We start from the raw sequence: 11280 nt of genomic DNA on the forward strand, positions 1-11280 counted from the left end.
TCCGGGCTAAGGCCGTAAATGCCAGTGGATTCAAAGTCTTTTAAAACAGGCTCCACGGATAACCAGTAAAATATAATACGAGTCCGGCCAAAAATAGAATGGAAAGAGGGATAAATAACATTTTATAGATTTTGCCAAGATTTGAACGGAAATATTCATTGGTTAAAACCAGGCAGAAGTGTGTGGGGGACAAAATCATCCCCATATAGCCGGATAGGAAGCTCAAGAAGATATTGCCCATATTAATATCGGGCTTATAAAGATATCCGGCCAGTAGAGGGTAAGATAGTCCCACAAAGGCATTCACCATGCCGGTCAGAAGGCCGACGGTGAAGGTCAACGCAAAAATAATTATTGCCGGGGGGAACCCATATTCGGTTGTCAATCTGGGAATTGAGCTGATGGCGCCGGTTACTTCCAGCATCTGTTGGAAAGCGATTATCCCAAATACAAGGGTGAATAATCGCGGTGAGAAAGCCTCTTTGGCCACCGGCATCAGCTTACGAAATGACGGTCTTTCCAGAACCAGCAGTATCCCCAGAGAGATCAGGACGGCCCATAGAAGTTTGACAGAAAAGATTACGGAAATGGCAATGGCCAGAATTATGGGCCAAACGGCACTTAGTATCTTTATTCCGGGCAATAAGATAAGGCCTCGCCCATCACCTTTCTCTTTAATCTTACGGATAAAAAAGAAGATCCCGATGGGAATCATAATCAGGGTTAAGGGAATCTGCAACAGGGACACTTTGCCTACCGAAAGCGAGGTTATGGCGGCGGTCATGATCAGCCCGGGATAGACGGGCCAAAAAAATTCAACCACGTGACGGGACCAATAATTCACGGTCGTCAAGAATTCCGGCGAATATTTCCCTTTGGGCAGAACCTCGGCGACGAGCGGGGCCGATAGCAGGGCTCCACCCGGCATCGGCATCAGCCCCACCAGAGCCGGCAAAACAGCCGCGGCAGTTCGGGCGCCGCCAATCAATCTTCGGCTGGCATCAACGAGACGATCCATATACCCGATTTCCTTAAGAAGTCTGCCCAGAAAGGTAATCAAGATGATGATCCCATATAGAGACAGAAACCGCTCCGAAAAGAGAGCATCCTTGTAAGTTTCCAGCACATCGCCGACCGGGAGGAGATAGAGAATTGCCAGCGCCAACCCGGCGCCAAAGAGGGTATAGCCGACAAATACTTTTTTGCGTATGGCGAAAACAATCGCCAGAAAGATTAGCGCCAGTTTCCATAAATCATTCATAAACTGCCCAATATATACGACTCCCCTGTCATGTCAACAAAACTTGGGTGCGGTTATTGAATATTCAGATTCTTTTAGTATATTGGCCGTAATTTATGAGAATAAACTGCTTCATAGACGGCAGGGAAGTGGCCGGGAATCGGGCCAAAATTTCGGTCTTTGATAATTCCCTCTTCTATGCCGACGGTCTTTTCGAAACCTTGCTGGCAATCGCCAAGCGAGTGGTTTTCCTGGATGGTCACCTGAAGCGCCTGGAAAAAGGAGCGCGATTAATCGGTTTGAGGCTGCCGGTTTCGCTGCCCACGCTCAAAAGATGGATAATCAGCGCGGCAAAGAAAAATCCCGCGCCGATAAAAAAGATTCGGCTCACGGTCACAGCGGGTGAGACGGCCTTTTGGGCGGGTAAGGCGACCAAACCGAAAGTGATCATTATCGTCACCGAATATGCGCTTCCCGAACGAACTTATCGCCTGACAGTCTCCCCTTTTCGCATTATTGAGAACTCCCCCTTCAGAAATGTCAAGACGCTCTCATTTGTAATTGAGATGACTTCGCGCAAGCGCGCTTATAAATCGAAGTATGATGACGCCATACTGGTGAACCGCGCCGGCTTTGTCGCCGAGGCCACCTCGGCCAATATCTTTTGGGTTAAGAAGGGAAAACTCTATACGCCGCCGCTGAACGCGGGTTGTCTGGAAGGTATGACCCGGAGGCATATATTGGCACTGGCGAGGAAAAACGGCATGCCGGTATATGAGAAAAATATCAGGCTGGAAGATTTCCTCAAAGCGGATGAGATATTCATCACTTCATCATTGAAATTGATATTGCCGGTGACGACTGTAAAGAGTGATAAGATATTTCGGTTTCAGGTCGGAACGGTAACTACGAGGCTTCAAGAGCTTCTTAAGAATCTGATTTTCACGGGAGGATAGAATGGAATTTTTTGACGTCATCCTCAAACGCCGCTCTATCAGGGCATATCAGCACAAAGAGATTCCCGAAGATATTTTTCTTCGGATTCTGGAATCGGCCCGGCTGGCCCCCTCGGCCAGCAATCTCCAACCATGGAAATTTATAATCATCAAAGATGAAGAGCATAAAAAAGAGGTAGCCAGAATCTGCAAGGAACGAATGTGGATTGCCGGGGCCTCGGTTGTTATCGCGGGAGTAGCGACAAATCCGGACTACCGGATGGGTTCGGGGCAATCGGCCTCACAAATCGATATCTCCACCGCTTTCGCTCAGATGACCCTGACCGCAGTCAGCGAAGGGCTTGGAACCTGCTGGATCGGGTCGTTCTATATGGAAGAGGCAAAGAAATATCTCGGGATTCCGGACAAGTATCCGCTGGTCGGTTTTCTGACGATCGGCTATCCGGCAGAAACACCCGGCCCCAAGGAAAGAAAGAAACTTGAGGAAATTACCTGCAGTGAGAGATGGTCGGAATAGATTAAGTGCATAATCGGGATAAGCGGAACAAAAATTGTGCGTCCAATTCCGGCCGTTTACTGCTAAACTGTTAGCTTTCATCCGAATTTACTTCTCAGTCAGTTTTGGAATGAAAATTGCATTGATTTTACCTGAGTGATGTATAAACAGTTTTATATTGATTAGCCGCAGGCAAAAGGATATTATCGCCGGTATGAAAAGAGACAGCAATTTTATCTTGGAGGGTAAAATGCATCGACTTATAAGAGTCGCCTTTTGGGCCGGCTTGATGTTTTTATTAATGGGCCCGTTATATGCCCAGCAGAAGGAGGTAGCGCGATCGGTCTTCGATATCCCGCCGCGGAATCTAATCAACGCCCCTACCGCGGGAACTCTTCCCCGCGGCTGCTTTGATGTCGTCCTCCGGGTTTATCCGAATGGAGGAATTATGGGGAGCACTTCTATCGGACTTTCCAACCGTTTCATGGTCGGGCTGTCGTATGGGGCCGAGGGAATAATTGCGGAAAGTGAACCGAACTGGAATCCCCGGATCGAGTTCAATATCAAATTGCGTCTTATCGATGAGGGATTTTACATGCCGGCGCTGTCGCTCGGATTCTGTTCTCAGGGTTACGGTTCGTACAGCAGTGAATGGAAGCGGTACACCTATAAATCAAAAGGATTTTACGGCGTTATCAGCCGTTCATTTGCGTTCTATAATTCCTCGGTCGGCGGCCATTTCGGAATCAATTACTCAATGGAGCATGAAGTCGATAAGGATAATAGCCCGAGTTTCTTCTTTGGTTTTGACACCCAGTTCAATTACAATGTGGCTTTTCTATTCGAATATGATGCCGCGTTGAACGATGACGGTTCCAATGAGCTCTCCGGCAAGGGGCGGGGGTATTTGAATATGGGGATAAAATGGCTCTTTTCGGAGAATCTGGAATTGGAGGCGGTGTTTGAGAATCTTCTTAATAACCGCCGGGGAGTCAATTCCTTCGGACGAGGATTACGTTTTACTTATATAGAATTCTTTTAGAGATATTATGATTGGAGGTCTTGAGACCCATGAGAAAGTTTTTTACCCTCCTGATACCTTTGTGTATAGCCATTCTTACTCTGGCCGGCTGTTATACGATTCTTAAACATCCGGAAGTGCAGGAAAATTATACGTCGACCGATTATCAGCATGATTGTGTCCGCTGCCATGCGGACTATCAAGAATATCCCTACGGCTATTTCTACGGCGACTATCCGGACTACTGGTGGTCGGCGCCGCGCTGGGGTCATTATTATGCTTACCCTTGGTGGTGGGATAATTATTGGTATGATAATGATGACATCGAGCAGAGCCGCAATGATAACAGCCCTCGGCCAAATGAAGGTGAAAAGGCGGTGCGGCGCAATTCTCTTCGCCCGCCCTACAGCACGGAACTGCCGTCCCCCGGAGTTCCATCTATTTCTCCGCAGCAACCCGGCGGTTCTCAGCCGGCGACAGTAGGCGGCAAGGCGAACCCACCCGAGAGCGCCACCGATGATAAGAAAAAGGCCGAACAGAAGAAAGAAGAGAAAAAGGAGAGCAAGAAAGCTGAGCGGCGAGACGGAAAGGAAGGAAGATGATGAAGCGATTTATTCTCCCTGTTGTTCTGGTGCTTTCTCTGACAGCCATTTCGACGGCGTGGTGTCAATATATTGAAAGTGTTGAGGAGATCACGGCCGGCAATTTCTTTGGCTATGGCGCTCGACAGATGGCCATGGGGGGTGCCGGACTGATGACCAATGACGGCACGGCTCTTTTCTATAATCCGGCCAACCTGGCCCGGATTCCGCGGATTGAATTCCTGCTGGGGATGTCTCATCAAAAGTACCGTGATGAAGCATCATTGCGCCCTATTCGCAAGATCGTCAATTTCAACAGTGTCATTCCTGAAGTCGATGTTTTTAGCGGCCGGTTTGAGTCTTTCGTACCGCTTTCGGGAAGCGTGGATGATTCCAAAACCAACACTCGCCTTAACTCGGCGATAATTTCCATTCCCTATCCGACCTATCGCGGCTCGCTCGTTCTCGGAATCGGGGTGGTCAGAACCGCCGACTTTGACCGAATCTTCAGCCTGTATCACCGCGATACTTCCGCCGCCGGGTCGATAACCGCCTCGGCCAAGGAGTTCCAGTCGGGCGGGCTGTACCAGTGGGGTTTTGGAGCGGGCATGGATCTCTCTCCCAAAATTTCATGCGGTGCGACCGTTTACCTTTACACCGGCAAACATGAATATAATTGGGAGTACAATCTGGATTCGCTTCAGGCTTTGACCTACCACAGTCAGCAGTACATCGAGGATTCCTATCTCGGAATTGGAGGCAAGGTGGGTCTGGCAGTGCAAATGTCACCATATTTCGGCCTGGGTCTGGCTATGGAGACACCGGCTGTCCTGAGCGTGGATGAAAATTCCAACAGCTCATTCACCCTTGAAGATACCGGCTACGTCTCCGAAGAGACGGCCAATTATGTTGAGTATGATGTTAAGAAGCCGTTTGTATTTTCCGCCGGATTGATGTCGCGTTTTAAGGACGCCACTCTTGAAATGGATATTGATTACACCGATTGGAGCCAGCTGTCCTATGGTGGTAATGTCGAGATGGAAAAGGAAAACAGCAAGATAAAGAGTTATTATCGTGACGCGCTCAGGTTTCGTGCGGGCTGCGAGTATGTTTTTCCTGCGCTGGGCTTATCGCTTCGCGGCGGGTATTTTACCGACCCGCTTCCCTTTAAAGAGGAATTTCAGAACAAGAGTCGCTTTGGTTACACCTTTGGATTGGGTCTGCTTATCGATCAGGTGATGACCATCGATCTGGCCTATATGCACGGCTCCTACGGCCGCAATTCCGATTTTCTCTACTCGACTGTATATAATAATGAGGCCGGCCGATATCACTACCTCGTCGTTGACGAAGATATAACTTATAATAGATTATTTTTGACCGCAGCTTACAGATTTTAGAGATTGTCGCAAAATGAAAAGAGGCGGTCAGGCGACCGCCTCTTTTTTATATCGCTTCCCACTGCTTTAATACCACCCGGATAAATTCCTCGATTTTCTTGAAGACTTCCGTCTGAAATCTCTTGGCCCTATCCAGGTCAAAATCGGGATATCCCTGGTTTTCGGTATAGAGCAGAATGGAACCTGGAATCGGGTAAATATCGGCTCCGGGTTGAACATAATAAGCGAGGCTGGAATTATAGAGGCTCCTGTCAACCAGAGCGGGATCAATTGCCTGCACCAGTGCTGTCTCATCGAGGGCGGCATGACCACCCGCCTCGCCATAGAATTCCTTAACCATTTCGGCGCAGAGCACCCACCAGTGAACCACGGCGATTTTCACTTTATGATTATAAAAGAGCAGCTGAGCCGTTTCCTTGAGGGCCGCGTTGTTGCCGCCATGGCCGTTGAGCAGAATTATCTTACGGAAGCCGATATGAGAAAAAGAAACGAGAATATCATCAATGTAATTTCTGAAACTGGTCTCGCCCACAGTCACCGAGCCGGGGTAACCATAGAGCGAGCGGGTGATGCCATAATTGACCGTGGGGGCAATAAGAGCATTGATCTTATCCGCCAGATATTCGGCTATCGATTCCGGGATAAAGTTATCGGTTCCCAGAGCTGAGGTCCCATGCGCTTCCACCGTTCCGACCGGAAAAATCAGAGTGTCGGTCTTATCGGGAACTAGCCCCTTGATATTCTTCCATGAGAGTCGGTGCAGTTTTCTTTCCATAGATTTTTCTATCGGTTAAGGATTCTTTCCAAGACAAGCTCGGTTTCCTTGGCCGAGATTTCATCCTCCTCCAGTCGAAACTGATTGATATCGCGAACCAGATATTCAAGGTCTTCGGGATGCTCCACGGCATACCAGATCTCCAATTCCGACCAGGAGAGGTTTTTCTGACGAAAAGTGTTTGCCACTTCGGCGTAGATATTGGGAGAGCACCAATCGAAGGAAGCCAATTCCACATTATACTGCTCCGACATGCCGATCAGGTAATATCTTCCCTCCACGGTCGGCCCGAAGACGGCATCCGACTTCTTGAGGAGTTTCAGGGCCAGCTTCAGCAAGTCTTCTTTCAGCGTGGGGGTGCGACTGCCAATAAGCAAGACATGCTTGTAACCTTCATCGAAACATTGTTTGAAGGCGGCCTCCATTTTCATACCCCATCTTTCTGTCGAAAGCGGAGTAATCTTCAGCCCGTCCGCCAGAATTTCCGCCTTCTTTCCTTTCAACTTCTTTGATAAATAATTCAGAATGGTATTGACCGATTTCCTCGTATCCGGAAAATCGGCATAAAAGAGAGTGAAATCGACTCCCTTTATATCCAGAATATTCACCAGCGTATCGGCAATGAATGCCTGGTGCAGGAACCTGATATCCTCGGCGCTGAAGTTATCGCCGATATTCAATTCGGAACCGTCCTCGGTTACCTCCTGAATGCAGATCGCCAAAACGGCGTCATTCTTTCTTGAACCGGTCATACGATATGGTCAGTCTTTTCTTTATAGTTCAATTCTGCCCAATATAAAAAAGCCCGTCGGGCGAGTCAAGAGTCGGCGGGCTTTTTTCGCATTTGCTTTGGGTTATCCGATATTGAGCGAGGGAAACAACTCGAGAAGATAATTGGCCAGGTATTGAAGGATATTGAAGAAAATCAGTATGCCTATAAGCATCAGCAGTCCGCCGGAGATAATTTCGATGGCGCGGAAGTGCCGCTTAATGAAGCCGAAAAATCCAATCAGGAAATTGAAGAGTAAAGCGGTCAAGATAAACGGAATGCCCAGTCCGGCCGAATAGAAAGTCAGCAGGATTATCCCCTGCCCCACCGTGCCCTGATTGGCCGCCAGAGTCAGGATGGAACCGAGAATAGGACCAATGCAGGGAGTCCAGCCGAAGGCAAATGCCATACCGATGAGCACCGAACCGGCAACGCCGAACTTCCTCTGGCCGGTATGTATTCTCTTTTCATAATTAAGCGCTTTAATTCTAACCAGACCGGAGACATGCAGACCGAGGAGAAAAATTACGACGCCGGCGACTTTGTTGAAAATGCCGATATTCTGGAAAAGCCATTTGCCGATAAACGATGCCGAGGCGCCCATAGAAATAAAAATCAAAGAAAAGCCGAGAACGAAGAAAATTGTGTTTATTGCCACCCGATAAAGATGACGTGAAGCTTTTTCTTTATCGGTCAATTCCTCAAGAGAAACACCCGATATAAAGGAGATGTATCCCGGGATAAGAGGAAGCACGCAGGGAGAAACAAATGAGAGCCCCCCCGCCAATAAAGCGCCGAGATAGCTTACCGATGCCGATGTTTCAAACATATCAATCCTTAATGCTATTATTTAACGCGCTAATATAAGGGAAAGCTGGGAAGAAATGGAGCTATTTTTTATCTGCCAACATGGTCGCCAATTCGTCCTTGACCATGCGATATATCTCTTCGGCATTGATCTTATCGATTATTTGTTTGGCCAGCTTTTCCGCCAGAAGCTCCACCATGTAATTGCTGAAATGTCGTAATTCGTCATCATCAGCGGCCGCCATGGACTCCGAATGGGATTTCTTGGCTGGTGTCGGCGTCTCTGCCGAAACCGCAGCTTGCAACGGAGCAGATTCGGAAGTGGAATCGATTTTCTCCATTTCCTTTTTAAATTCCGCGATGAATTCATCCACGCCACCGGCGATAATTTCGGGGGTTTCAGGAGCGTTTCCAGGCGTTTCCGACAATGCCTTGGCAGGCGCCGGAGGATTTATCGGCTCAATGAACTCATGATTGACCGACAAATGAAGACTGCCGGTATCCGATGGCAATTGCAGACCCGCTGCTTCTTTCTGCATTTCCTTGATAAACCAGTTATAATCATGCGGAGAATGCTTGCTTTCCATCTCGTGAATTTTATCAGGCTCGATCAAGCCGTACTGGTCAGAGGCGATCTCAATTTTGGAGGAAGCTGAAAGCTTACTCGCTTCCGTCTCAGGCGGCGAAGTAGAACTCCCCTCTTCTCGAATCATGAGCGATTCCACTTTCTGGCTGTCACTCTTTCCGGCCGTTTCATCAAATTCGGGATGATGAATAGCAAAACCGTTCCCTTTCTCGGAAGGAGTGGGCATCTTGATCTTACCGGTTACCCATTTCTTGTCGACAACTTCAGATGATTCAACATCAATATTGTCTATTCCCAGAGCGGCATCCAGAAACTCATCATCGACCGTTCCCATGGCAAAGGGGTCAGCCGTTGTTATCTGCTCGACCGCGGGTTTCTCGATCCCACCGCCGACAAAGAGCCGGACCTTTTCTATAAACTCTCTGGGGTCAAAGGGACGGGTCAGAATGACCTCATCCGGATACGGGAGAGATCGCCCCTCCGGGTCGGCTATCAGAAGAAGCGGTATGGATGAAGTAGCCGGGTTTTCCTCAATCGAATCATATAAATACTTGTCCGCGGGATCCTTGAGATCGGCCCCTACAATCAGCATATTTGGCTGAGAGGTGATAATAAGCTCTTTAGCCTTTTCAGTTGATGAAGCGCTGATGACATCATAGCCATTCTGATGGAGAAGTGATTCGGCTATTGCTCTAATAGCGTCTGATTTTTCAGCCAGGAGGATTTTTTTTGGCATTTATCTGTCAACCTTGGTGCTGTTGTCGTTTCTGGATAAAATATGGCTGGCTTCCTCAAGAAATTTCCGGTCTTCCCGGGAAATGTTCTCAAGGCCTACCTCATTTATCTTATCCAGTATAGCATCAACCTTTCTCATTATTTCTTCGGCTTTTTGGCGGTTTTTCTCCAGTTTATTTGTCTTTCTTTTGAGCCTCAACGACTTCAGCCGGTGTCCCAGGCTGAAAAGTCGCCAATCAAGCTTAATATAGGCCAATCCCATAACAGCCCCGCCCAGATGTGCTAAATGAGCCACATTGGGGCCGGAGGCGACAAAGTTCAGCAACGCAAACAGCGGAATAGCCCAGCGGACGCGCATCGGAAAGATGAAGAATATCAACAGATATCGCTCGGGGAACATCAGCCAATAGGCTACCAGAACGCCATAAATCGCTCCGGAAGCACCAATTATCGGATTATTAAGACCATAGTTGAAGGCCAGCGAAAAAAGGGCACCGCCCAATCCGCAAAGGAGATAATAACGGAGAAAGGACTTTGAACCCCAGGAGTATTCAATTTCCGTCCCAAACATCCAGAGAGTCAGCAGGTTGAAGAGAATATGAAAGATCCCGGCATGCAAAAAGATATAAGTTAGGGGCTGAAAAATATATTTCGGGAACTCCCGCAGGAAAAGAGCCGGGGTCAGGCCAAAAGTCAATTCCAGAGGGTAGGTTGACAGTTTCTGAATGACAAAAAAGCCGGCAGTGAAAATCAGAAGATATTTGATAACCGGGCTAACGGAACCGGGGCCAATTCGGAATCCGCTCGGCTCACCCGCATAATTGTCGTACCGCTTCATTATTCAACCTATCGGCATTCGAAATATACCTCTTAATTAAGGTTTTGAAGGGGCAAAGTCAACCTCTTCATAAAGAATCTTACAATTTTAAGGTAGTTCCGGTTCGGAGGAAGCAGGATCTTCTTCTTTATTCTTGCTCTTTTTACCCAACTGGGTATCGCAGGCGGAACTCATTCATGTCCGGATACCTAATTTGGGAAAAACAATAACCGTCAACAGGAACCAGAGTAAGAGAAATACTGAAATCGAGACAATATCATAGATGTCCATGGGTGCAAATCCTATAGTTGAATCAAACGAACATGCTCCTTATAAATGCAACGATCCATTACCATTATAAGCCCGGCTTCCTCACCCCTCATGAAAGCGTCGGTGGAGACAACCGACTCCTGCAACCAGACGGCGGCGGCGCCGATGGCAATCGCTTCTTCTGTGATAGACAAAGCCGCGTCTGGGCTACGAAAGACATCGACAATATCCACCGGAACCGGTATCGATTTGAGGTCGTGATAGGCCTTCTCGCCGAGCACTTCTGCCTCTTTCGGGTTTACGGGAATGATATGATAGCCATGTTCCTGAAGGTAGCGGGCCACGCCATGGCTGGCTCTTTCCGGGTTGGAGGATAAGCCGACCACGGCGACAGTTTTTGCCTTCTTTAAAAGCTCACGCAGCTTATCGGGCGAGGGGTTCTGCCATCCCTCCCCACTATTATTATATTCGGACATATTTACCCGATGACTTTGGCCAGGCGATTAACAAGTTGAGCTTTCGGGATTGCCCCAATAACCTGATCGACAAGTTCGCCGTTTTTGAAAAGGAGCAAGGTTGGAATCGACATAATACCGTATTGGGAAGCAACCTTGGCATTGGCATCAACATCAATTTTGACTACTTTCAGCTTACCGTCATATTCAGTCGCTACCTCTTCCAAAATAGGGGCAATCATCTTGCAGGGACCGCACCAGGTAGCCCAGAAATCTACCAGTACCGGTTTATCCGATTTGATTACTTCCTGATCAAAAACGCTGTCCGTTATCGCAACTGGCTTGCTCATTACTTTCTCCAGAAATTTGAAG

General features: G+C 48.1%; 13 protein-coding genes. 5 read left to right on the top strand and 8 right to left on the bottom strand.

The window, feature by feature from the left end:
* Nucleotides 1-40: 40 nt before the first annotated feature.
* Nucleotides 41-1261, bottom strand: a complete 1221-nt coding sequence (locus NT002_04590) for a DUF401 family protein (protein ID MCX6828540.1) — start codon at nt 1259-1261, stop codon at nt 41-43.
* A gap of 95 nt (nt 1262-1356) precedes the next feature.
* On the opposite strand from NT002_04590, the gene NT002_04595 reads away from it, so the two are divergent.
* The 5 genes from NT002_04595 (at nt 1357) to NT002_04615 (ending at nt 5694) form a co-directional block, all read left to right on the top strand.
* Nucleotides 1357-2196 carry an aminotransferase class IV gene (locus tag NT002_04595; GenBank protein MCX6828541.1) on the top strand — a complete coding sequence of 280 codons (840 nt, stop codon included), beginning with the start codon at nt 1357-1359 and terminating at the stop codon, nt 2194-2196.
* Nucleotide 2197: 1 nt separating this feature from the next.
* On the top strand, nt 2198-2713 hold the full coding sequence (locus tag NT002_04600) for a nitroreductase family protein (protein ID MCX6828542.1): 516 nt from the start codon (nt 2198-2200) through the stop codon (nt 2711-2713).
* Nucleotides 2714-2942: 229 nt separating this feature from the next.
* Nucleotides 2943-3734: a hypothetical protein gene (locus tag NT002_04605; protein ID MCX6828543.1), complete on the top strand. Its 792-nt coding sequence runs from the start codon at nt 2943-2945 to the stop codon at nt 3732-3734.
* A 29-nt stretch (nt 3735-3763) separates the two neighbouring features.
* Nucleotides 3764-4315: a hypothetical protein gene (locus NT002_04610; GenBank protein MCX6828544.1), complete on the top strand. Its 552-nt coding sequence runs from the start codon at nt 3764-3766 to the stop codon at nt 4313-4315.
* Nucleotides 4312-5694, top strand: a complete 1383-nt coding sequence (locus NT002_04615; protein MCX6828545.1) for an outer membrane protein transport protein — start codon at nt 4312-4314, stop codon at nt 5692-5694. The genes NT002_04610 and NT002_04615 overlap by 4 nt, the downstream gene beginning before the upstream one ends.
* A gap of 46 nt (nt 5695-5740) precedes the next feature.
* Here the strand turns inward: NT002_04615 and NT002_04620 are convergent, their stop codons facing one another.
* From NT002_04620 to trxA, 7 genes are all read right to left on the bottom strand, one after another.
* Nucleotides 5741-6469, bottom strand: a complete 729-nt coding sequence (locus NT002_04620) for a creatininase family protein (GenBank protein ID MCX6828546.1) — start codon at nt 6467-6469, stop codon at nt 5741-5743.
* A gap of 8 nt (nt 6470-6477) precedes the next feature.
* Nucleotides 6478-7221, bottom strand: a complete 744-nt coding sequence (locus tag NT002_04625) for a DUF2064 domain-containing protein (GenBank protein MCX6828547.1) — start codon at nt 7219-7221, stop codon at nt 6478-6480.
* 102 nt (nt 7222-7323) lie between these two features.
* Nucleotides 7324-8067, bottom strand: a complete 744-nt coding sequence (locus tag NT002_04630; protein ID MCX6828548.1) for a cytochrome c biogenesis protein CcdA — start codon at nt 8065-8067, stop codon at nt 7324-7326.
* Between the two features lie 61 nt (nt 8068-8128).
* Nucleotides 8129-9367, bottom strand: a complete 1239-nt coding sequence (locus tag NT002_04635; GenBank protein ID MCX6828549.1) for a hypothetical protein — start codon at nt 9365-9367, stop codon at nt 8129-8131.
* A complete protein-coding gene (locus tag NT002_04640) occupies nt 9368-10204 on the bottom strand; it encodes a rhomboid family intramembrane serine protease (GenBank protein ID MCX6828550.1) in 837 nt (278 codons plus the stop codon).
* Between the two features lie 281 nt (nt 10205-10485).
* Complete coding sequence (locus NT002_04645; GenBank protein ID MCX6828551.1) at nt 10486-10929, bottom strand: CoA-binding protein; 444 nt, start codon at nt 10927-10929, stop codon at nt 10486-10488.
* Nucleotides 10930-10931: 2 nt separating this feature from the next.
* Complete coding sequence (trxA, locus tag NT002_04650) at nt 10932-11258, bottom strand: thioredoxin (GenBank protein ID MCX6828552.1); 327 nt, start codon at nt 11256-11258, stop codon at nt 10932-10934.
* Nucleotides 11259-11280 lie beyond the last annotated feature (22 nt).

It is taken from the genome of Candidatus Zixiibacteriota bacterium, from assembly GCA_026397505.1.
Lineage (GTDB): Bacteria > Zixibacteria > MSB-5A5 > GN15 > PGXB01 > JAPLUR01.

What these genes read in the sequence shown, in the direction of transcription:
- NT002_04590 (MCX6828540.1), bottom strand. Translation starts at nt 1,261, where the DNA reads ATGAATGATTTATGGAAACTGGCGCTAATCTTTCTGGCGATTGTTTTC.
- NT002_04595 (MCX6828541.1), top strand. Translation starts at nt 1,357, where the DNA reads ATGAGAATAAACTGCTTCATAGACGGCAGGGAAGTGGCCGGGAATCGG.
- NT002_04600 (MCX6828542.1), top strand. Translation starts at nt 2,198, where the DNA reads ATGGAATTTTTTGACGTCATCCTCAAACGCCGCTCTATCAGGGCATAT.
- NT002_04605 (MCX6828543.1), top strand. Translation starts at nt 2,943, where the DNA reads ATGCATCGACTTATAAGAGTCGCCTTTTGGGCCGGCTTGATGTTTTTA.
- NT002_04610 (MCX6828544.1), top strand. Translation starts at nt 3,764, where the DNA reads ATGAGAAAGTTTTTTACCCTCCTGATACCTTTGTGTATAGCCATTCTT.
- NT002_04615 (MCX6828545.1), top strand. Translation starts at nt 4,312, where the DNA reads ATGATGAAGCGATTTATTCTCCCTGTTGTTCTGGTGCTTTCTCTGACA.
- NT002_04620 (MCX6828546.1), bottom strand. Translation starts at nt 6,469, where the DNA reads ATGGAAAGAAAACTGCACCGACTCTCATGGAAGAATATCAAGGGGCTA.
- NT002_04625 (MCX6828547.1), bottom strand. Translation starts at nt 7,221, where the DNA reads ATGACCGGTTCAAGAAAGAATGACGCCGTTTTGGCGATCTGCATTCAG.
- NT002_04630 (MCX6828548.1), bottom strand. Translation starts at nt 8,067, where the DNA reads ATGTTTGAAACATCGGCATCGGTAAGCTATCTCGGCGCTTTATTGGCG.
- NT002_04635 (MCX6828549.1), bottom strand. Translation starts at nt 9,367, where the DNA reads ATGCCAAAAAAAATCCTCCTGGCTGAAAAATCAGACGCTATTAGAGCA.
- NT002_04640 (MCX6828550.1), bottom strand. Translation starts at nt 10,204, where the DNA reads ATGAAGCGGTACGACAATTATGCGGGTGAGCCGAGCGGATTCCGAATT.
- NT002_04645 (MCX6828551.1), bottom strand. Translation starts at nt 10,929, where the DNA reads ATGTCCGAATATAATAATAGTGGGGAGGGATGGCAGAACCCCTCGCCC.
- trxA (MCX6828552.1), bottom strand. Translation starts at nt 11,258, where the DNA reads ATGAGCAAGCCAGTTGCGATAACGGACAGCGTTTTTGATCAGGAAGTA.